The organism is Streptomyces sp. NPDC018031, assembly GCF_044327625.1.
GTDB lineage: Bacteria > Actinomycetota > Actinomycetes > Streptomycetales > Streptomycetaceae > Streptomyces.
Genome location: NZ_JBIRFT010000003.1, coordinates 389,918 through 413,701 on the forward strand (window position 1 = coordinate 389,918; position 23,784 = coordinate 413,701).

Below are 23,784 nucleotides of genomic sequence, written 5' to 3' on the forward strand. Positions count from 1 at the left end.
CCGGCCGTGTCCGGTGCCCGGATTTTTCGCGACGGGCTACCGCAATGCTGCACCGCGCGACTTCAACGGCCACAGCGCCGGCGCCCCACCGGGCGAAGCGCTGCCGAACGGGGGGCTGAAGGATGCTGGAAATGATGGGCAGGGCGCGTTCTTTATCGTCAGCTGTTCACATTCCCGTCCTTCCCGAGTCATCCCCACCCTCTTTCATTCGAACGCGGCGAGCGGCCCTGGTCCGGCGGCCCGTCGCAGCTGTGCGCTGTCCCGACGGGCCCAGAACCGACCGGTAGACGGAGAGCGGGAGCGGGCCACCTGAGGGAAGCGACGGGTGGCCCGCGGCATGTGTTGAAGACTTTGGCATCATGATTCCGGAGCGAGACGTTGCGCATTCACAGGGACGACGCTGATTCCACATCACCGGACGACAGATTCGAGCCATCGAACGCATCCGGAGCCGCAGCCGATACTCTGCTCGGGCATTTTCGTACCGTTTTCCAGGAGCATCCCGAGAAAGAGCTGTACCGGTTTCTGGAAAATGACGGCGAGAGCACGCCGACCATCTCCGGCGGCGAACTCGACCGCCGGGCCCGGGCCATTGCCGCGACCCTGCAGCGCCATGTTTCCCCGGGTGACCGGGCGCTCATCGTCTGCCCGCCCGGACTCGACTACCTCGCTTCTTTTCTGGGCTGCATCTACGCGCGTGTCATCGCCGTCCCGGTGTACCCGCCGGACCCGGTGCTGGTGAAGCGGACGCTGCCCCGGCTGGTCGGCGTGGTGGCCGACGCCGAGCCCGCGGTCGTCCTGGCCACCGAACCCCTCGCCGCGGCCGCCGGCACCTTCGCCCGGCACGCACCCGAGCTGGGCGGCCCGCACTGGCTGGCCGTCGACCGGATCGGGGACGGCGCCGCGGACGACTGGCGGCAGCCGGCCGTGGACGCCGCGGACACCGCCTTCCTCCAGTACACCTCCGGCTCCACCGGGCGGCCGAAGGGCGTCATGGTGAGCCACCGCAACCTGGTGCACAACCTGCGGTGCATCAACGACCGGCTGTACGGCCACGAGCCGGACAACCACATGGTCACCTGGCTCCCGCCCTACCACGACATGGGCCTCATCGGCGGGCTGCTCGCCCCCGCCTTCGGGGCGTTCCCGACCACCTTCATGTCACCGGTCGCCTTCCTCAAGCAGCCGCTCCGCTGGCTGCGGGCGATCTCCGAACACCGGGCGACCATCAGCGGCGCGCCCGACTTCGCCTACGAGCTGTGCGTCGAGCGGATCTCCGAGGAGGAGCGCCGGGACCTGGACCTGAGCGGCTGGCGGGTGGCGTTCAGCGGCGCGGAGCCGGTACGGGCCCGGACCCTGGAGCGCTTCACCCGCGCCTTCGAGGCCGCCGGCTTCCGCCGGTCCGCGTTCCTGCCCTGCTACGGGCTGGCCGAGGCGACCCTGTGCGTCTCGGCCGGCGACCGGGGCGCGCAACCGGTGCTGCGCGACCTGGCGGCCGGGGCGCTGGCGGAGCACCGCGCGGTGACCGCCGCACCGGGCGAGGCCGCCCGCAGCCATGTGGGCTCCGGCCCGACCATCGACGACCAGCGGATCCACATCGTCGACCCGGTCACCCGCACCCGGCTCCCGGAGGGCGGTGTGGGCGAGATCTGGGTGGCCGGGCCCAGTGTCGCGCAGGGCTACTGGCAGCGGCCGGCGGAGACCGCCGAGGTGTTCGGCGCCCGCCTCGCCGACACCGGCGAAGGCCCCTTCCTGCGCACCGGGGACCTGGGCTTCCTCGACGGGACCGAGCTGTACGTGACCGGGCGCAGCAAGGACCTGATCATCGTGGCGGGCCGCAACCACTACCCCCAGGACATCGAGCGGACGGTCGAGGAGAGCGACCCGCGGCTGCGCCCCGGCAGCGGCGTGGCCTGCGGCTACCCGGCCGACGGCGAGGAGCGGCTGGTCATCCTCCAGGAGGTGACCGGGCTGCCGGACGCCGCCGCCACCGAGCGGATCGTCGCCGCGATCCGGGCCCGGCTGGCCGAGGAGCACGGCCTGCGCGCGCACCACATCGTGCTGCTGCGCCGCGGCAGCATCCCCAAGACCTCCAGCGGCAAGCTCCAGCGGTCCGCCGCCCTGCGGGAGTTCCTGGACGGCGGGCTCAAGCGCCTGGCCTCCTGGGACGCCCCCGGGAGCGCACCGGACGCGCCGGAGATGACCCGTACGCCGTCCACGTCGCCCGGACCGGCGACGCCGGAGATGCCGGGCACGTCGCCCGCGTCGCCCGGACCGGACGCGCCGGCGGTGCCGGACGCGTCGCGGACGCCGGTCGTGCCGGACGGGCCGCGGGAGCCGGACACCGGCCCGGCGGCCCGGGCGGAGCTGGAGGAGTGGCTCACCCGGCGGCTCGCCGGCCACCTCGGGGTGCCCGTCGGCTCGGTGGACACCCGTCAGCCGCTGGCCGGGTACGGGCTGCGTTCGGTGGACCTGATCGGCCTGGTGGGCGATCTGGAGCAGCGGCTGGGGCGGGCCGTGCCCGCCACCGCGGTCTGGGAGCACCCGACGATCGAGGCGCTCGCCGGCCACCTCGCCGGGCCGCCGCCCGGCGCCGCCCCGGTCGCCGACCCGGCCGACCCGGCCGACCCGAACGCCTCCGGCACCGCCGGCCCCGGCACCGCCGCACCGGACACCGCCGACGACCTGATCGCGGTGGTCGGGATCGGCTGCCGCTTCCCCGGCGGAGCCGACGGACCCACCGCCTTCTGGGAGTTGCTCACCGAGGGCCGGGACGCGGTCACCCGGGTTCCGGAGGACCGCTGGCGGGCCGAGGACTTCCTCGACCCGGACCCGTCCGCGCCGGGGAAGACCACCACCGCCTGGGGCGGTTTCGTGGACGGCGTGGACCGCTTCGACCCGCGCTTCTTCGGCATCTCGGGGCACGAGGCCACCCGGATGGACCCGCAGCAGCGGCTGATGGCCGAGGTCGCCTGGGAGGCGCTGGAGGACGCCGGGGTGGTGGCCGAGGAGCTGGCCGGGTCCGCCACCGGCGTCTTCGTGGGGATCGCCACCAGCGACTACCTCCAGGCCCAGTTCCAGGACCTGGCCGGGATCGACGCGTACTCCGGGACCGGCAACGCGTTCAGCATCGCCGCCAACCGGCTGTCCTACCTGTTCGACCTGCGCGGGCCCAGCATGGCCGTGGACACCGCCTGCTCCTCGTCGCTGGTCGCCGTGCACCAGGCGTGCCGGAGCCTGGCCCGCGGGGACTGCACGATGGCGATCGCCGGCGGGGTCAACGTCATCCTCTCCCCCGCCCTGGCCATCAACTTCAGCAAGGCCGGGGCGATGGCCGCGGACGGGCGGTGCAAGCCCTTCGACGCCCGCGCCGACGGGTACGTCCGTGCCGAGGGCGCCGGGGCGGTCGTGCTCAAGCCGCTGCGCCGCGCCCTCGCCGACCAGGACACCGTCTACTGCGTCATCCGCGGCGGCGCGGTCAACCAGGACGGCCGCAGCAACGGCATCATGGCCCCCAACCCGCAGGCCCAGGAGGCGGTGCTGCGCGCCGCCTACGCCGACGCGGGCGTGCGGCCGGAGCGGGTGGACTACATCGAGGCGCACGGCACCGGCACCCTGCTCGGCGACCCGATCGAGGCGAAGGCGCTCGCCACCGTGGTCGCGGACGGCCGCGACCCGGCACGGCCATGCCTGATCGGCTCGGTCAAGTCCAACCTCGGGCACCTGGAGGCCGCGGCCGGCATCGCCGGGCTGATCAAGACCGCGCTGATGCTGCGGCACCGGACGGTGCCGCGCAGCCTCCACTTCGAGCGGCCCAACCCGCACATCCCGTTCGGCGAACTGGCCCTGGCGGTCGCCGACCGGCAGCGCCCGTGGCCGTCCGGCCCGGACCGTCCGGCGCTGGCCGGGGTCAGCTCCTTCGGCTTCGGCGGCACCAACGCCCACCTGGTGGTGGAGGAAGCGCCCGCGCCCGCCGCCGGCCGGCCGGCCGCGGTCGGCCCGGGGTGGGCGGAACCGGAACCGGACGGCCCGGTGCTGCTCACCTTCTCGGCCCGTGACGAGCAGGCGCTCCGCGAGCTGGCCGCTCGCTACGCGGGTCAACTGGAGCGCACCGGCGACGGACCGGCGCTGCGCTCGCTGACGGCCGCCGCCGCGCTGCGCCGCACCCACCACGAGCACCGGCTGGCCTGTGCGGGCACCGGTCCGGCCGAGATCGCCGAGGCGCTGCGGGCGTTCGGCGCGGACGGCGAGCGGCCGGGCCTGTCCTGGGGCCGCCGCGCGGTGGGCCGCCGGCCGCGGACGGTGTTCGTCTTCTCCGGCCAGGGCCCGCGGTGGTGGCCGGTCGCCGCCGACCTGCTCACCGCCGAGCCGGTCTTCCGCGACGTGGTCGAGGAGTGCGACCGGATCCTCGGCAAGCACGTGGACTGGTCGCTGCGCGAGCAGCTGGCCGCGGACCCGGACGGTTCGCTGCTGGCCGACCCCGCGGTCGGGCAGCCCGCGCTGGTCGCCGTGCAGGTGGCGCTGGCCGCGCTGTGGCGCTCCTGGGGCGTCACCCCGTCGGCCGTGGTCGGGCACAGCGTCGGCGAGGTCGCCGCGGCCCAGGTCGCGGGGGCGCTGACCTTGGCGGACGCGCTCCGGGTGGCGCTGCACCGGGGACTGGTCATCCGGTCCGCGGTGGGCACCGGCCGGATGGCGGTGGCCGGCGTACCCGAGGAGCGGGCCCGGCGGTTGCTCACCGAACTGGGGGCCGAGCGGGTCTGGGTGGCCGCCGGGAACGGTCCCGCGACCACGGTGCTCTCCGGCGCCGCGGAACCGCTGGCGGCGGTGGCGGCGGCACTCGACGCGGACGGGATCTTCTGCCGGGTGCTGGAGTCGGTCGACTTCGCGTCCCACTGCCCCCTGATGGACCCGCTGCGCGATCGGCTCACCCACGCCCTGACCGGACTGCGTCCGGGCCCGGCCACCGTCCCGATGCTGTCGACGGTCACCGGTGGACCGGTCGACGGCACCGGGCTGGACGCCGGGTACTGGGGCGACAACCTGCGCCGGCCGGTGCTCTTCGACCGGGCGGTCACCGCCCTGGTCGACTCCGGTCACGAGGTGTTCGTCGAGATCTCCCCGCAGCCGATGCTCTCCGACTCCGTCGCCGCCCGCCTGGACCACCAGGGCGCGCGGGGCGCGGTGGTGGCCTCGCTGCGCCGTGACCGCCCGGGCCGGGCCGGGATCCTCGCCGAGCTGGGCCGGCTCTACACGGCCGGCTTCCCGGTCGACTGGAGCCGGCCGCACGGCCGCCGGACGGTGCCGATGGTGCCGCTGCCGGCCTACCCGTGGCAGCGGCAGCGGTACTGGCACGGCGACCCGGCCGGCCGCGGGCGCCGACCGGCCTCCCAGGGCCACCCGGTGCTCCGGGCGCAGCTGCGGTCGGCCACCGAACCCGGCACCCGGCACTGGAGCGCCACCGTCGACCTCGACGGCTTCGGCTATCTGAAGGACCACCAGGTCGACGGGGCGGTGGTGCTCCCCGCGGCGCTGGTGCTGGACGCCGCGCTGGCCGCCGCCCGGGAGACGCTGGGCAGCGGGCGGGCGGTGGTGGAGGACGTCCGGTTCACCGGGCTGACCGTGGTGCGGGAACGGGCCGCGGAGCCCACCCTCCAGCTCGTGCTCGCCGGCTCCGGGCCGGGCACCTTCCGGCTGTTCAGCCGGGACGGCGAGGGCGGTGCCGGGCAGGAGTGGACCGAGGTGGCCACCGGCCGGTTCCGCGACCCGGGCCCGGACGGCGCTGACCGCCCGGCGGACCCGGAGGCCGAGGACCGCCCCGGCGGGGGCCCGGACGGCCGCGCGGACACCTCGGGGGCGGCGACCGGCACGGACCCCGCGCCGACGCTGGCCGCGGTACGCGCCCGCTGCGCCGAACCCGTCGACCCCGCGGAGCACTACGCCGGGCTGCGCCGGGCCGGGCTGGAGTACGGCCCGGCGTTCCAGGGGCTGGACGGCCTGTGGCGGGGCGACCGGGAGGCGGTGGCACGCCTGCGGGTCCCCGAGGACGTCGCCGCCGACCGGGCCCGCCACCCCGTGCACCCGGCGCTGCTGGACGCCTGCCTCCAGGTGCTGGCCCAGGCGCTGGCCTCGGACCCGGAGGCCGGCGCGGCGATCCATCTGCCGGTCGGGGCCGGCGGTTTCGAGCTGCCGGCGGGCCGGGCGCGGCCCGGCTGGGCGTACGCCGACGTGACCCGGGCGGTGCACGGCGACGGCCGGATCACCGGCGGCCGGGTGGTGCTCTTCGACGAGTCCGGGGAGCGGATCGGCGAGGTCGCCGGGATCACCCTGCGGCGCCTGGAGCAGTCCGCGCCGCCGGACCGGGTCGGCGAGGCGCTGCTGGAGGTGGGCTGGCGTGCCGCCGAGACGGAGCCGACCGGGGACCGGCCGCCCGCGGGCACCGGCTGGTGGCTGCTGCTGGCCGACCGGGACGGGGTGGCCGGCGCGGTGCGGTCGCGGCTGGCGGGCCTGGGCGCGGCGGCCGTCACGGTGACCGCGGCCGACGGCTACCGGCGGCTGGGCCCGGACCGGTTCGAGGTCGCCCCCGGCCGGCCGGAGGACTTCACCGCCCTCCTCGCGGACCTGCGGGCCGACCGCCCGGAGGGGTGTGCCGGGGTGGTGCACGCCTGGAACCTCGACCTGCCGGACGGCGACCGGGAGCCGGACGGCACCGGCGACGGCACCGACCCGCTGGCGGCGGCCCGGGAGCTGGGCACCGTCTCGGTGCTCCACCTGGTGCAGGCACTGGCCCGGGACGCCCGGCCGGAGCACCCCCGGCTGGTGGTGCTGACCCGGGGCGCACAGCGGCCGGCGGAGCCCGAGCGGCCGGGGCCGGCGACCGGCGGCGGGGCGCCGCCGGGGCCCGGCGCGGTCGCCCAGTCGGCGGTCTGGGGCCTGCTGCGGGTCGCCGCCGTGGAACACGCCGAGCTGCGCCCGGTCGCCGTCGACCTCGACCCGGCCCGGCCGGCCGGCGAGGCCGCGCAGCTCGTCGCGGAGCTGACCGGGGCCGCGGGCGACCCGCAGGTGGCGCTGCGCGGCGGCGTCCGGTACGTACCGGCGCTGGAACCGTGGCGTCCGCCCGCCGCGGAGCCCACCGCCTGGCCCCGGCGGCCGTTCGACGCCGCGCGGGACGGCAACCTGCGCCTGCTGGCCGAGCGGCCGGGCATCCTCGGCAGCCTCACCCCGACGGTGTGGCACCGTACGCCGCCCGGGCCGGGGCAGGTGGAGATCGAGGTCACCGCGGCCGGGCTGAACTTCAGCGACGTGCTCAAGGCGATGGACGTCTGCCCGGGGGTTCCGCCGGGTATCACCCCGCTGGGCGCGGAGTGCGCCGGCCGGGTGGTGGCCGTCGGCGAGGGCGTCACCCGCTTCCGGCCCGGTGACGCGGTGATGGCGGTGGCGCCGTCGAGCATGGCGGCCTTCGTCACCACCGAGCAGGAGCTGGTCGCCGAGCGGCCCGCCGGGCTCGGCGACGCGGAGGCCGCGGCCGTCCCGATCGCCTTCCTCACCGCCGTGTACGGCCTGGAGTACCTGGGGCACCTCGGCGCGGGCGAGACGGTCCTCATCCATTCGGCGACCGGCGGGGTGGGGCTGGCCGCGCTCCAGGTGGCGCGCCGCAACGGTGCGGAGGTCTTCGCCACGGCCGGCACCGAGGAGAAGCGGGAGCTGCTGCGGCGGCTGGGAGTGCGGCACGTGATGGACTCGCGCTCGCTGGACTTCGCCGACCGGGTGAAGGAGCTGACCGGCGGCCGGGGCGTGGACGTGGTCCTCAACTCGCTGACCGGCGAGGCGCTGCGGCGCGGGCTGGGACTGCTCGCGGCCAACGGCCGGTTCGTGGAGATCGGCAAGCAGGACGTCTACCGCGACAGCAGCCTCGGGCTGCTGGCGCTGAAGCACAACCGGTCCTTCCTCGCGGTCGACCTGGAGCGGGCCTTCGCCGAGCAGTTCGCCCTGATCCGGCGGCTGTTCGACGAGGTGCTGCGCGGCTTCGAGCGCGGCGAGTTCACCGCCCTGCCGGTCACCTGCTTCGACTACCCGGCGGCGGACGCGGCGTTCGCGCACATGGCGCAGGCCCGGCACACCGGCAAGGTGGTGCTCCGCCCGACCGGGGACGAGACGGTCGCGGTGCGGCCGGACGGCCGCGTGGTCAAGCCGTCGGCGACCTATCTGATCACCGGCGGTCTGGGCGCGCTGGGCCTGCACACCGCCCGCTACCTGGCCGACCAGGGCGCCCGGCACCTGGTGCTGCTGGGGCGCGGCGGCCCCTCGCCGGCCGCCCGCCGGGAACTGGACGCGCTGCGGGCCCGGCAGGTGACGGTGACGGTACGGTCCGCCGACGTCTCCCGGTCCGCGCAACTGGCCGCGGTGCTGGCGGAGATCGACGCGACCATGCCGCCGCTGGCGGGCGTGGTGCACGCCGCCGGTGTGCTGGACGACGGGCTGCTGGTGGGGCTGGACGGGGCGCGGTTCGCGTCGGTGGCCGCTCCCAAGGCCGTGGCGGCCTGGCATCTGCACCGCGCCACGCTCGACCGCGAGCTGGACTTCTTCGTGCTGTACTCGTCGGCGGCGGCGCTGCTCGGCTCCCCCGGCCAGGGCAACTACGCGGCGGCCAACGCCTTCCTGGACGGGCTGGCGCTGCACCGCAGGGCGCACGGGCTGCCCGCGCTGAGCGTCGACTGGGGCCCGTGGACCGGCTCCGGTCTGGCGGCCACCCCGGACCGGGGCGGCGCGCTGGCGGACCGCGGCATCACCGGCATCGACCCGGCCGACGGCATCGAGGCGCTGCACCGGCTGCTGCCGACCGCCACCGCCCAGGCCGCGGTACTGCCGCTGGACCGGGCGAAGCTGCGCGCCGCGGCCGACAGCGGCATGCTGCCGCCGGTCCTCACCGGGCTGATGGGGCCGCGGGCCCGACCGGCCGGCGACGGGGCCGCCCCGGCCGGCGGGGTCCGGCGGGAGCTGCTCGCGGTGGAGCCGGGCCGGCGCCGCCGGGCCGTGCTGGTGCGGCACTGCACCGCGCAGGTGGCCCGGGTGCTCGGCTGCGACGAGTCGCAGGTCGACGTCACGGCGCCGCTGGCCGGGCTGGGCTTCGACTCGCTGATGTCGCTCGAACTCCGCAAACGGCTGGAGGCGTCGCTCCGGGTGGAGCTGCCCGCCACCGTCGTCTGGCGCTTCCCCACCATCGACGCGCTGGTCCCCTTCCTGGCCGAGCGCATGGACATCGCGCTGGAGGCCGGGCCCGGCGCCGCCGGCGAAGCGGAGGAAGAGGAGGCGGCCGCGCCCGGACGGCCCGCCGACGGCACCGGAACGGATCTCGACCGCTTGAGCGACAGCGACGTCGAGGCGCTCCTGCTGGCCAAGTTGACCGAGCTCGACGAAGGGGAAGAGTGATGACTTCGCTGGACCAGTCGCAGACGGGCGCGACCCTGCGCCGGGCGTTCGCGACGGTGGAACGGCTGCAGCGCCGGCTGGAGGAGTCCGAGCGCGCCAGGACCGAGCCCATCGCGATCGTGGGTGTGGGCTGCCGCTTCCCGGGCGGGGTGACCGACGCCGACGGCTACTGGCGGCTGCTGGCGGACGGCACCGACGCCATCGGCGAGATCCCGGCGGACCGCTGGGACGGGGCCGCGTTCCACGCCGCGGAGCCGCAGACGGCGGGCCGGATGAGCACCCGCTGGGGCGGCTTCCTGGACCGGGTGGACCAGTTCGACCACGAGTTCTTCGGCATCTCGCGGCGCGAGGCACTGGCCATGGACCCGCAGCAGCGGCTCACCCTGGAAGTGGTCTGGGAGGCGCTGGAGCACGCCGGGCAGGCCCCCACCGGGCTGGCCGGCAGCCGGACCGGGGTCTTCATGGGCGTGTGCAGCAACGACTTCGCCTCCCGCACGCTGCGCGACCCGCTGGACGCCACCGCGTACGCCTCCACCGGCACGGCGCACTCCATCGTGACCGGCCGGGTCTCCTACACGCTGGACCTGCACGGCCCGAGCGTGGCGGTCGACAGCGCCTGCTCGGCGTCGCTGGTGGCGGTCCACACGGCCTGCCAGAGCCTGCGTGCCGGCGAGAGCGACCTGGCGCTGGCCGGCGGGGTGAACGTGGTGCTGTCGCCGATCCCCAGCATCGCGTTCTCCCAGTTCCCCGGCATGGTGGCGCCGGACGGCCGGTGCAAGACCTTCGACGCCTCGGCCAACGGCTATGTGCGCGGCGAGGGTTGCGGCGTGGTGGTCCTCAAGCGGCTGTCGGACGCGGTGCGGGACGAGGACCGCGTGCTGGCGGTGATCCGGGGCAGCGCGGTCAACCAGGACGGCCGCAGCGCCGGGGTCACCGCGCCCAGCGGTACCGCGCAGCGCGACGTGCTGCGCCGCGCGCTGGCGGCCGCCGGGGTGGAGCCGGAGGAGGTGTCGTACATCGAGGCGCACGGCACCGGCACCACGCTCGGCGACCCGATCGAGGTCGAGGCGCTGGCCGAGGTGTACGGGCGGCCGGAGGGCCCGACCGTCCACCTGGGCTCGGGGAAGCCCAACATCGGCCACCTGGAGGCGGCGTCCGGCATCGCCGGGCTGATCAAGGCGGCGCTCTGCGTGAACCGCGGCGCCATCCCGCGCAACGTGCACTTCGAGCGGCTCAACCCGCACCTGTCCTTCGAGGGCACCACGTTCGCGGTGCCGACCGAGCTGACCGGCTGGCCGAAGGTGCCCGGCCGCCGCCTGGCCGGGGTGAGCAGCTTCGGCTTCAGCGGCACCAACGTGCACATGCTGGTGGAGGAGCCGCCCGAGCGGCCCGCCCCGGCACCGGACGCCCGGCGGCCGCTGTCCGCGCTGGCCCTGTCCGCGAAGAGCGACGCGGCGCTGGTGGAGCTGGCCGAGAAGTACCGCCGGCGGCTGGCGGAGGACCCCGGGCCGGCACTGGCCGACGTGTGCTTCTCCGCCAACACCGGCCGCTCGCACTTCCGGCACCGGCTCGCCGCGGTCGGCGCGACCGGCCCGGAGCTGGCGGCCCGGCTCGACGACTACCTCGGCGGGATGCCCGCGGTGGGGCTCTCCGCCGGGCAGGCCGGCCCGGCGGAGACGGTGTTCCTCTTCCCCGGGCAGGGCCCGCAGCGGGTCGGGATGGCCCGCGGCCTGTACGACACCCAGCCGACGTTCCGGCGGGTGCTGGACCGGTGCGAAGAGATCCTGCGGCCGATGCTGGACGTGCCGCTGCCGGAACTGCTCTACCCGGCCGACCCGGAGTCGCCGCGGGGGCGGCTGATCTACCAGACGCAGTACTCCCAGCCGGCGCTGTTCGCCGTGGAGTACGCGCTGGCGGAGCTGTGGAGCTCCTGGGGCGTGCGGCCCGCGGCGGTGCTCGGCCACAGCTTCGGCGAGTACGCGGCGGCCTGCTTCGCCGGCGCGATGAGCCTGGAGGACGGCCTGAAACTGGTCGTGGCGCGGGGCCGGCTGATGCGGGAGTCCGGGAAGACCGGGGCCATGGCGACGGTCTTCGCCTCCGAGGCGGAGGTGGCCGAGGCCATCGCCGGGTACCCGGACCGGATCTCCGTCGCGGCGGTCAACGGCCCGGCGAACACCTCGGTCTCCGGTGACCGCGCGGTGGTCGAGGCGGTGTGCGAGGAGTTCACCCGGCGCGGGGTGCGCGCCAAGGTGCTCCGCATCACCACCGCCTCGCACTCCCCGCTGATCGAGCCGATCATCGAGGAGTTCCGCGCGGTGGCGGAGGAGATCCGGTTCGCGCCGCCGCGCATCCCGCTGGTCTCCAACCTCAGCGGCGAGCTGTGGGCGTGGCAGGAGGCCCCGGACGCCGACTACTGGTGCCGTCACCTGCGGCAGCCGGTGCGGTTCGCCGACGGGGTGGCCACCCTGCTCGGCACGGGCCACCGCGGCTTCCTGGAGATGGGGCCCGCGCCCACCCTGCTGGGGCTGATCAGCGACAGCCTCCCGGCGGACACCGACGCGCTGCTGCTGCCCAGCCTGCGTCCCAAGCAGGACGACTGGGAGGTGGTGCTGGACTCGCTCGGCCGGCTCTACACGCAGGGCGCGGACGTCGACTGGCGCGCCTTCGACGCCGACTACACCCGCGCCCGGGTGGACGTCCCCGGCTACCCCTTCGCCCGCACCCGCTGCTGGCAGGAGCCGCCCCCGGTCGGCTCGGCCGCCCGCCCGGCCCACCCGTCGCCCGCCGCAGGCGCCGCCTGCCTCCCGGAGGCCGCCGGGGCGCCGGCACCGGGCGAGGGCGACCCGGCGGACGCGGAGTTCACCGACGCCGACCTGGTGCACGACCTGGTGTGGGAGCCAGGCCCCGGAGCGCCTGCCGCCGCGCCGGACCCCGGGGACGCGGCGGCCTGGCTGGTGCTCGCCGACGGCACCGGGGTGGGCGACCGGCTCGCCGCGCTGCTGACCGAACGGGGGGCGTCCTGTGTCCGGGTCACCCCGGGCACCGGCTACCGGTACGCCGCGGGCGCACCGGACGCGGTGGTCCGCCCGGACACGGCCGAGGACCTGCGCCGGCTGCTGGCCGACTGGGCGGTGCCGGACGGCACGCCGCTGCACGTGGTGCACCTGTGGGGGCTGGACGACGGCGCCGCGCCGCGGACCGGCACCGGGCCGGACCCGGTGGCCCGGCTGCTCGACGGGCAGCGGGCCGGTCTGCTGAGCGCGGTACGGACCGTGCAGGCGCTCGCGCGGGCCGGCGGTTCCCGGTCCGCCCGGCTGTGGCTGGTCACCCGTGGCGCGGTGCAGCCGCCGGGCGCGGCCGGCACCCCGCTCGCGGTCGGCCAGTCGACCCTGTGGGGCCTGGGCCGGTCGCTCCAGCAGGAGCACGCCGGGCTGTGGGGCGGGCTGGTCGACCTGGACCCGGACCCGGCGGCCGGCCCGGACGCGCCGGCCGAGCGGCTGCTGGCCGAGATCGCGCACCCGGGCGCCGAGGACCAGATCGCGCTCCGGGGCGAACAGCGCCTGGTGGCCCGGCTGGTGCGCCGGGAGCTGCCCGCCGCCCCGGGCCCGGCCGTGGAGTGGCGCACCGACGCCAGCTACCTGGTCACCGGCGGGCTGGGCGGCCTGGGGCTGGCGGTGGCCCGGTCCATGGTGCTCGCCGGGGCCCGGCACCTGGTCCTGGCGGGGCGCACCGCGCTGCCGCCGCGCGGCGAGTGGGCGGCGCTGGACCAGGACACCGTGGCGGGCCGGCGGGTCGCCGCGGTGCGGGAGCTGGAGTCGCTGGGCGCCGCCGTGACGGTGGAGACCTTCGACGTGGCCGCCGAGGAGCAGGTGCGCGCCTTCCTGGAGCGGTTCGACCGGGAGGGCCGGCCGCCGGTGCGCGGGGTGGTGCACACGGCGGGCGTCGGCGAGGTGGTGCCGGTGCTCGACCTGGACCCGGAGGCGCTGGAGCGGACGCTGCGTCCCAAGGCGGGCGGCGCGGTGGTGCTGGACCGGCTGTTCGCCGACCGGGAGCTGGACTTCTTCGTGCTGTTCTCGTCGGTCAGCTCGCTGCTGAGTTCGCCGTTCGTCGCCGGTTACGCCGCCGCCAACGCCTTCCTCGACGCGCTGGCCCGGTCCCGCAGGGCGCAGGGCCGGCCGGCGGTGAGCGTCAACTGGGGCATCTGGCGGTCGCTGGGCATGGCCGAGCGGGGCGCCGAGGCGACCCCGGGGCTCAGCGCCGGGATGGGCACCCTGCCCCCGGCGCAGGCGCTGCGGATGTTCCACCGGCTGCTGCGCCACGAGGACCCGCAGGTCGCCGTGGTGCCGGTCGACTGGCCCGAGTGGGGGCGCCGCTACCAGGAGGTCTCCGGTTCCCCGCTGCTGACCCGGCTGCTGGCCGGGGCCGGCGCGGCCCGGGTGCCGAAGGCGGCGGCCCGGGCCGGGGCACTGCCCGGCCGCCAGGAGCTGCTGGCGCTGCCGGAGGAGGAGCGGATCGGCACGCTCGCCGAGCGGCTGCGGCTCGGGCTGGCGGCCACGCTGCGCGCCGAGCCGGACACCGTGGGGCCGGACCAGTCGCTGTACGAGCTGGGGCTGGACTCGCTGATGGCGGTGGAGGTGCGGAACGAGATCGAGGGCCGCACCGGGGTGTTCCTGCCGATCTCGGTCTTCCTCGGCGGGGCGTCCGCCCGCGACCTGGCCAAGGAGATCGTCGCCGGCCTCCGGGACGGCACCGCGGAGGACGGCACCGGGCCGGACGGCCGCCGGGAGGCCGGGCCGGGCGCCGGGGCCGGGCCGGCGGGCGGCATCCGGCGGGTGGAGCGGGCCGAGGACGACCTGGCGAGCCGGCTGCTGGCCGAGCTGGACGCGCTGCCCGAGCCGGGTGCGGAGCCCGGACCGGGCGCCGGGCGGGAGGGGTCCGCGGCCGGTGCGGACCGCGCCGAGCGGGAGCGGGAGGGGCACCGTGGCTGATCTGGACGCCGCCGGGCTGGAGCGGCGGCTGGCGGCGCTGACGCCGGAGAAGCGGGCGCTGTTCGAGAAGATGCTGCGGGAACGGCAGCCCGCGGAGGACGTGTTCCCGCTGTCGGTGACGCAGCAGGGCATCTGGTTCCTGGAGCAGTTGCGGCCGAACAACCCGGCCTATGTGATCCCGGCGGCGGCGCGTATCCGGGGCCGGCTGGACACCGCCGTGCTGCGGGCCGCGGTGAACGGGATCGTGCGGCGGCACGAGGCGCTGCGCACCACCTTCCGGTTGCGGGACGGCCGTCCGGTGCAGGTGGTCCGGCGGGAGCTGGCGCTGGAACTGCCGGAGACCGACCTGCGCACGGCACCGGCCGCCGGACCCGGTCGCGATGCCGGGACGGAACCGGCCGCGCCGGGGGCCGGCCGCCCCGGCCGGGCCGGGGACGACGGCCCGGACGTCGGTCCGTGGATCGCCGCCGCGCTCGCCGAACCGTTCGACCTGGCCACCGGCCCGCTGCTGCGGATGAACCTGCTGCGCACCGGCGAGGAGGAGTACGTCCTGCTGGTGGCGATGCACCATCTGGTCTCCGACGGCTGGTCGGTGAAGGTGCTGCTGACCGAACTGTCCGCGCTGTACGCGGCGATCGCGGCCGGCCGGCCGTCCCCGCTGCCCGAACTGGGCATCCAGTACGGCGACTTCGCGGTCTGGCAGCAGGAGCAGCGGGCCGAGTCCCTCGCCGAGGACCTGGGCTACTGGCGGGAGCGGCTGACCGGCGCTCCGGACGCGCTGGCGCTGCGCACCGACCGGCCCCGGCCCGCCGTCCAGGGCTTCAACGGCGGCTCGGTGCCGTTCGCGCTGCCGGCCTCGCTGATGGCCGGGCTGACCGAGGTCGGCCGGGCGCGCGGCGCCACCCCGTACATGGCGCTGCTGGCGGTGTTCGCCGTGCTGCTGCACCGCTACAGCGGTCAGGACGACGTGGTGGTCGGGGTGCCCACGGCGGGCCGGGGCCGGGCCGAGCTGGAGCCGCTGATCGGCTTCTTCGTCAACACCCTGCCGGTGCGCACCGGGCTGGCCGGCGAGCCGGGGTTCCACGAGGTGCTGGAGCGGGTGCGCGAGTCCTGCCTGGGGGCGTACGCGCATGACCAGGTGCCGTTCGAGCGGGTGGTGGAGGAGCTCAGGCCGCCGCGCGACCTGAGCCGGCCGCCGGTGTTCCAGGTGAGCCTGTCGTACCAGAGCGACCCGCTGCCGGTGCTGGACATCGCCGGGGTGGAGTTCCGGCGGATGAACCTGCTCGCCGACGGCGCCCGGTTCGACCTGGAGTTGCAGTTCTTCGCCGACGGCGATGGCCTCAGCGGCTGGTTCGAGTACGACCGGGACCTGTTCGACGCGGCCACCGTGGAGCGGCTGGCCGGGCACTTCCGCCGGGTCGCGGAGCTGGTGGTGGCCGATCCGGCGACCCCGGTGGGCGAACTGCCGCTGCTGGACGGGGCCGAACGCGCCGCGGTGCTGGCCGCGGGGCGCGGCGAGGACCGGCGGTGGCCGGCCGGCGGCTGGATCCACGAGGGCGTCGAGGAGTGGGCCCGGACGACGCCGGACGCCCCGGCGGTGCGCTTCGAGGGCGAGACGCTGAGCTACCGGGAGCTGAACCGCCGGGCCAACCGGCTGGCGCACCGGCTGCGCGGGCTGGGGGTCGGGCGGGACGTGCCCGTCGGGGTCTGCCTGGAGCGGTCGCCGGACCTGGTGGTGAGCCTGCTGGCGGTGCTGAAGGCGGGCGGGGCCTATCTGCCGCTGGATCCGGGGCTGCCCCCGGCCCGGCTGGCCCGCATCGTGGACGACGCCCGGCCTCCGGTGCTGCTGGCCCACCGGGCGTCGGCGGCCGCGCTGCCCCCGGCGGCCGAGGTGCTGTACGTGGAGGAGCAGCCGGACGGACCGGCGGCCGGGCCGGACACCGATCCCGGGGTCGAGGTCGGCGGGGAGGACCTGGCGTACGTCATCTACACCTCGGGGTCGACCGGTGAGCCCAAGGGCGTGATGAACGTCCACGCGGCGATCCGCAACCGGCTGCGGTGGATGCAGGACGCCTACCGGCTGGGTCCGCGGGACCGGGTGCTGCAGAAGACCCCGTTCTCCTTCGACGTGTCGGTGTGGGAGTTCTTCTGGCCGCTGATGTGCGGGGCGACGCTGGTGGTGGCCCGCCCGGAAGGGCACCGGGACGCCCGCTACCTGGTCGACACCATCCGCGCCGAGTCCGTCACCACGGTGCACTTCGTCCCCTCCATGCTGCAGGTCTTCCTCCGGCAGCCGGACGTCGAGGAGTGCGTCTCGCTGCGCCGGGTGGTGTGCAGCGGGGAAGCGCTGCCCACGGAGTTGCAGCAACGGTTCTTCGAGCGCAGCGCCGCCGCGCTGTGCAACCTGTACGGGCCGACGGAGGCGGCGGTCGACGTGACCGCCTGGGAGTGCCGCCGGGACGGCGACCCCCGGCCGGTGCCGATCGGCTTCCCGATCGCCAACACCCGGGTGTACGTGCTGGACCGGTACCGGCGGCCGGTGCCGCCCGGCGTCCCCGGCGAGCTGTACCTGGCCGGGCGGCAGCTGGCCCGCGGCTATCTGAACCGGCCGGAGCTGACCGCCGACCGGTTCCTCCCGGACCCGTACGGGGACGGCCCCGACGACCGCATGTACCGCACCGGTGACCTCGCCTGCTTCCGCCCGGACGGGGCCGTGGAGTACCTGGGCCGGCTCGACCACCAGGTGAAACTGCGGGGCCTGCGGATCGAGCTGGGCGAGATCGAGGCGGTGCTCGCCGGCCACGACCGGGTCCGCGAGGCGGTGGTGACCGCCCACCGGCGCGGCGCCGGCGACGACCGGCTGGTGGCCTACCTGACCGGCGACCCGGTGCCTCCGGCCGCGGTACTCGCCGCCTTCCTGCGCGAACGGCTGCCGGAGTACATGGTGCCGGCGGCGTTCGTGGCCCTGCCGCGGATGCCGCTCACCCCCAACGGCAAGGCCGACCGGGCGGCGCTCCCGGAACCGGAGTTCGCCGGCGCAGCGCCGCGGGCGGCGTACGCGGCCCCCCGGGAGGGGCTGGAGCGGACCATCTCCGAGGTGTGGCGGACCGTTCTCGGCGTCGACCGGGTCGGCCGGAACGACAACTTCTTCGAACTGGGCGGCCACTCGCTGCTGATGTCCCGGCTCCAGGCCGAACTGGCGGCGGGCCGGATCGAGGTGTCGATGGTGGAGCTCTTCCAGCACCCGACGGTGGGGGCGCTGGCCGCCTACCTGGACCGGCCGGGGGACACCCGCGGCCGGGAACGGGACGGTACCGGCCGGGCCGAGACCCGCCGCCGGACGCAGAACCAACGTCAAGCAGCAGCCGCTCGTCGGGCGCGCTCACGGAACGGTAGGTGATCTCGTGTCGGACGCACTCAGGTCGGGCGACCTCGTGACCGGCGGGCAGGGAACGGACGGGCCCGGAACCGACGGCCCCGGCGGGGCAGGGGACGGTGACCTGGGCCGGGTGGCCGTCACCGGGATGGCCGGCCGGTTCCCGGGCGCCGGTGACGTGGAGACCTTCTGGTCCAACCTGACGGAGGGCCGGGAGTCGGTCTCGGTGCTCACCGAGGAGGAGCTGCGGGCCTCGGGCGTCGACCCCGGGCTGCTCGCCGCCGACGGCTACGTACCGGCCAAGGGAGTGCTGGCGGACGGCGACATGTTCGACGCGGGCTTCTTCGGCTACAGCCCGCGCGAGGCGGAGGTGATGGACCCGCAGCACCGGGTGTTCCTGGAGTGCGCCTGGGCTGCCCTGGAGTCCGCCGGCTGCGACCCGCGGACCTTCGACGGCCGGATCGGCGTGTTCGCCGGATCCAGCATGAACTCGTACCTGCTGTTCAACGTCATGGCGAACGCGAAGGTGTACCGGGCCACCGGCAGCTACCAGACGCTGCTCGCCAGCGACAAGGACTTCCTCGCCACCCGCGCCTCCTACAAGCTCGGCCTCAAGGGCCCCAGCCTGACCGTGCAGACCGCCTGCTCCACCTCGCTGACCGCGGTCCACCTGGCCTGCCAGAGCCTGCTGAACGGCGAGTGCGACATCGCGATCGCCGGCGGGGTGTCGGTCAGCGCGCCACTGCGCGCCGGCTACCTCCACGAGCCCGGCGGCATCCTCTCCCCCGACGGGCACTGCCGCCCGTTCAGCGCCGACGCCGCGGGCACCGTGGCGGGCAACGGCGTGGGGGTGGTGGTGCTGCGGCGGCTGGCCGACGCGACCGCCGCCGGGGACACCGTGGACGCCGTCATCCTGGGCACCGCGGTCAACAACGACGGCTCGCTGAAGGCCGGTTACACCGCGCCCAGCGTCGACGGCCAGGCCGAGGTGATCGCCGAGGCGCTGGCGGTGGCCGACGTGGACCCGGCGACCATCGGCTACCTGGAGGCGCACGGCACCGGCACCGCGCTGGGCGACCCGATCGAGATCGCCGCGCTCACCCGTGCCTGGCGCGAGTACACCCAGGACACCGGCTTCTGCGCGATCGGCTCGGTCAAGGGCAACGTCGGGCACCTGGACGCCGCGGCGGGAGTCACCGCCCTGATCAAGGCCACCCTGGCGCTGAAGCACCGGACCATCCCGGCCACCCTGCACTGCGACCGGCCCAACCCGGAGCTGCGGCTGGACACCAGCCCCTTCCGGGTCAGCACCACCACGCACGACTGGCCCGGCGGGGACACCCCGCGGCGGGCCGGGGTGAGCGCCTTCGGCATCGGCGGCACCAATGTGCACCTGATCCTGGAGGAGGCCCCGGCACCGGCCGCGCCCGGCGGGCCCGGCGGCTCCGCGCGCGCGGCGCACCTGCTGCCGCTCTCGGCGCGCGACGGCCAGGCCCTGGCCGAGCAGGCCCGGCGGCTGGCCGGCCACCTGGACCGGCACCCCGGCACCGACCTCGCCGACGCCGCCTACACGCTGGCCCGGCGCCGGGCGGCGCTGGAGTGCCGTACCGCGGTGGTCTGCCGGGACCGGGAGGAGGCGGTCGCCGCGCTGCGCCGGATCGCCCCCGGCGACGGGGTGACCGCCGCCGACCCGGCGCCGGTGGCGTTCCTCTTCCCCGGCCAGGGCTCCCAGTACCCGGGCATGGCCCGGGAGTCGTACGTCCGGGAGCCGGTGTTCGCCGCCGCGCTCGACCGGTGCGCGGAGCTGTTCGCCGCCGAGACCGGCGAGGACCCGCGGCTGCCGCTCTTCCCGGCCCCGGCGGACGCCGCCGCGGCCGAGGAGCGGCTGCGGCACACCGAGGTGACCCAGCCGGTGCTGTTCACCGTCGAGTACGCGCTGGCCCGGCTCTGGACCTCCTGGGGCGTGACCCCGCGCGCGATGGCCGGGCACAGCGTCGGCGAACTGGTCGCCGCCTGCCTGGCCGGGGTCTTCTCACTGCCGGACGCGGTGCGGCTGGTGGCCGGGCGGGGCCGGCTGGTGGCGGGCATGCCCGAGGGCGCCATGCTCGGCGTCTTCCTCTCCGAGGAGGAGACCGCGGCCCGGCTCGGCGACGGCCTCGCCCTGGCCGCCGTCAACTCCACCGGGATGAGCGTGGTCTCCGGGCCCGCCGGCGCGGTGGAGGACCTGCGGCGGCGGCTGGTCGCCGACGGCGTCGCCTGCCGCTCGCTGCACACCTCGCACGCCTTCCACTCGCCCAGCATGGACGCGGCGGTGGAGCCCTTCGTGGAGCTGGTCCGGTCGGTGCCGCTCAGCCCGCCGAGGATCCCGTTCTGCTCCGGGGTCACCGGCACCTGGATCACCGACGAACAGGCCACCAGCCCCGAGTACTGGGGGCGGCAGCTGCGCGCCCCGGTGCGCTTCTCCGGCGCGCTGGAGGAACTGCTCGCCGACCCCGCCACGGTGCTGCTGGAGGTGGGGCCGGGCCGGACCCTGACCGGTTTCGCCCGGCACCACCGGGCCTGGGACGAGCGCCGCACCGCGGTCGACTCGCTGCCGCACCCCAAGGACCCCAGGGACGACCACGCGTACCTGCTGCGCGCCCTGGGCGGGCTGTGGAGCGCCGGGGTGCCGGTGGCCCCGGACGCCCTGCACCCGGGCGGGGCGGACCGCCGGGTGCTGCGGCTGCCCACCTACCCGTTCCGGCGGCAGCGGTACTGGACCGAGCCCGACACCACCGCCGGGGCGGCCGCGGGCCCCGGCCCGCTCACCGCGGCGGGGTCGGTCGACGACTGGTTCCACACCCCCGGCTGGCGGCGGCTGGCGCCCGGGCCCGGGACCGCCGCGCCCGCCGCCGGCCAGGTGTGGCTGCTGCTCGGCGACGATCTGCCGCTCGGCCGTGAGCTGGCGGCGGCACTGACCGCGCGGGGCGCCGACGTGGTCCGGGCCGCCGCGGGCGACGCGCTCCGGCGCGGCGACGAGGCCGCCGGCCCGGACGGGCCCGGCGGCTGGACGCTGGACGTCACCGACCGGGAGCACTACGCGGCGCTGCTGTCGGCGCTGGACCTCCCGGCGGAGCGGACCCTGCGGGTGGTCCACCTGTGGAGCCTCGGCGGCGGGCCCGACGGCCCCGACCCGGCCGCCGGGCCGACTCCGGAGCGGCTGGCGGCGGCCCGGCGGACCGGGTTCGACAGCCTGCTCGCCCTGGCCCAGGGCATCGGCGACGCCCGCCCGGCGGGCCCGGTGGAGATCGACGTGGTGTGCCGGGGTATCCGCAGCGTGACCGGCGAGGAGCCGCTGCGGCCGGAGAACGCCCCGCTGCTGGGCGCCTGCACGGTGATCCCGCAGGAGGTCCCGGAGACCTCCTGCCGCACCCTGGACATCACCGGCGCCGACCCGCTCGAGCCGGGCCCCGGCACCGTGGACGCGCTGCTCGCCCTGCTGCACCGGTCCACCGGGGACCGGGACCTGGCGCTGCGCGGTCGGCACTGGTGGGTACGCGACTTCGACCCGGTGAAGCTGGCCGCTCCGCCCGGGGCGGGCGTGCGGGCGCCGGGCGGCCCGGCGGACCCGGAGACGGCCGGCCGGCCGCCGCTGCGGGACGGCGGCGTCTATCTGATCACCGGCGGCCTGGGCGGGGTGGGCCTCGCGCTCGCCGAACGGATCGCCACCGAGGCGCGGCGGCCGGTCATCGGGCTGCTCGGCCGCTCCGGCTTCCCGGCGGAGGAGTCCTGGGACGGCTGGCTGGCGGCGCACGACGAGCGGGACGCCACCAGCCGGCGGATCCGCCGGCTGCGCGACCTGCACCGGCTGGGCGCCCGTACCGTGCTGCTGCGCGCCGATGTGACGGACCGCGGGCAGCTGGCGGCGGCCGTCGCCGAACTGCGCGCGCACGGCCCGCTGGCCGGGGTGGTGCACGCCGCCGGACTGCCCTCCAACGGCATGATCGCGGGCAAGTCGGCGGCCGACGCGGACGAGGTGTTCGCCGCCAAGACGCTGGGCACCCTGGCGCTGGACGAGGTGCTGCGCGACGAGGCGGACTGCGACTTCCTGCTGCTGTGCTCCTCGCTCACCGCGGTGCTCGGCGGCCCGGGGCAGAGCGACTACTGCGGCGCCAACGCCTTCCTCGACGTGTACGCGCAGTCCCGGCGCGACCGGCCCGGGCCGCCGGTGCGGTCGGTGGCCTGGGACACCTGGCGCGGCGTGGGCATGGCGGCCGGCCTGGCGGAGCGGCTGGGCGGCGAGCCGGAGGGCGAGCCCACCGGCCACCCGCTGCTGCGGCTGGTGCGGTCGGCGGACGGCGCCCGGACGTACCGGACCACGCTCTCCACCGCGAGCAGCTGGATCGTGGACGAGCACCGCATCATGGGCCACGGCCTGGTCCCCGGCACCACCTACCTGGAGCTGGTGCGGGCCGCGGTCGCCGAGCAGGCCGCCGGGCGCGACACCGAACTGCGCGACGTGCTGTTCATGATGCCGGTGGTGGTGCCGGACGGGCAGACCCGCGACGTGTACACCACCATCGAGCCCGACGGCGAGGAGGTGCGCTTCACGGTCCGCAGCCGGGTCCCGGACGGCAGCGGGGCGTGGCAGGACCACGCCACCGGTTCGGTGCGCTTCCCGGACCCGGCCGCCGCGGAGCCGCGGGACCTGGCCGAGGTCGAGGCGGCCTGCCGGGCCACCGAGGTGCTGGAGAGCGAGGAGGAGATCCACCGCCGGCTGAAGCTGGACCGGGCGGCCCAGGGCGGCCCGATGACCTTCTCCTTCGGTCCCCGGTGGCGCTGTCTGCGGCGGATCCGGGCGGGCTGCCGGCGGCTGCTGGTCACCCTGGAGCTGGACGACGCCTACCGGGGCGACGTGGCCGAGTACGGGCTGCACCCGGCGCTGCTGGACGTGGCCGGGGCGTCGGCCCGCATCCACGCCGAGGACGTCTACTACCTGCCGTTCACCTACCGGTCCCTGCGGGTGCTGGCGCCGCTGACCGCCACCATCCACTGCGACGTGGTGCTGAAGGAGTCCGAGGACTCCACCGGCGAGACGCTCACCTGCGACGTGGAGATCCTCGACCCGGCGGGCCGGCCGCTGGTGCGGATCACCGACTTCACCATCAAGCGGATCAACGACGTCGAGGGGCTGCTGGCGCAGGTGGAGCGGGCCGCCGCAGCGCCGGAGGCCGGCTCCGGCGACGCCCCGGACGGGGTGCTGCGGACGCTCGGCGAGGGCATGAGCGAACGGGACGGCGCCACCGCGTTCGCCCGGCTGCTGGCCGCCGCCGACGCGCCCGAGCACGTCGTCGTCTCGGCCCGGGACCTGGCCGGGCTGCGCCGGCTCGCCCGCTCGGTGACCCCGGCGCTGCTCGCCCGCGAGATGGAGCGGCTGGCGCCGGTCGCCGGCACCCATCCGCGCCCCGAGCTGCCCACCCCGTTCGTCGCTCCGGAGGGCCCGGAGCAACTGGCCGTCGCCGAGGTCTGGCAGGAGGTGCTCGGCGTCGACCGGGTCGGCGTCGACGACGACTTCTTCGCGCTCGGCGGGCATTCGCTGGCCGCGGTCCGGATCGGGGCGAAGCTGCAGAGCCGGTTCGGCGTCGAACTGGACCTGCGGAACTTCTTCGACTCCCCCACCGTGGCCGGCACGGTGGCCCTGCTGGCCGCCGCCGGCGACCGCCCGGAGCGGGCCGAGGAGGCCATCCCGGTGCTCGGCCGCGCGGAACCGGATGAGGACGGCGCGGCGGAGGTCGCCGGCCTCTCCGACGAGGAGGTGGAGGCGGAGCTGCTGGCGCTGCTCGCCCTGGAGGCCGACGGTCCGGCCGGCGGCCCCGACGACCGGGAGGACCGGGCATGACCGCCGTCCCCGCTCCGGCCCCGGCCCCCGCCCGGGGCCGGGCCCCGGCGGCGGGCCGGGTGCCGGCCCGCACCGCCGCCCCGGCCGTCCCGCACACCGCGGCGACGGCTGCCGCC

Annotated in this window: 4 protein-coding genes; all 4 read left to right on the forward strand. The window is 76.5% G+C overall.

Going from position 1 to position 23,784, the window contains the following annotated elements; translation table 11 throughout:
* Window positions 1-378: 378 nt before the first annotated feature.
* The 4 genes from ACH4B3_RS11990 to ACH4B3_RS12005 are packed head-to-tail and all read left to right on the forward strand — an operon-like array spanning window position 379 to window position 23,668.
* Entirely contained in the window at window positions 379-9,426 is a 9,048-nt protein-coding gene (locus ACH4B3_RS11990) for an SDR family NAD(P)-dependent oxidoreductase (RefSeq protein WP_398462667.1), read from the forward strand.
* Complete coding sequence (locus ACH4B3_RS11995) at window positions 9,426-14,414, forward strand: type I polyketide synthase (protein ID WP_398462668.1); 4,989 nt, start codon at window positions 9,426-9,428, stop codon at window positions 14,412-14,414. Before ACH4B3_RS11990 ends, ACH4B3_RS11995 begins: the two co-directional genes overlap by 1 nt.
* Window positions 14,407-17,814 carry an amino acid adenylation domain-containing protein gene (locus tag ACH4B3_RS12000; protein ID WP_398462669.1) on the forward strand — a complete coding sequence of 1,136 codons (3,408 nt, stop codon included), beginning with the start codon at window positions 14,407-14,409 and terminating at the stop codon, window positions 17,812-17,814. The genes ACH4B3_RS11995 and ACH4B3_RS12000 overlap by 8 nt, the downstream gene beginning before the upstream one ends.
* 4 nt (window positions 17,815-17,818) lie before the next feature.
* Complete coding sequence (locus ACH4B3_RS12005) at window positions 17,819-23,668, forward strand: beta-ketoacyl synthase N-terminal-like domain-containing protein (protein WP_398462670.1); 5,850 nt, start codon at window positions 17,819-17,821, stop codon at window positions 23,666-23,668.
* Window positions 23,669-23,784 lie beyond the last annotated feature (116 nt).

Excerpts from the sequence above, each read along its gene's own strand:
- ACH4B3_RS11995 (WP_398462668.1), top strand. The coding sequence starts at position 9,426 with ATGACTTCGCTGGACCAGTCGCAGACGGGCGCGACCCTGCGCCGGGCG.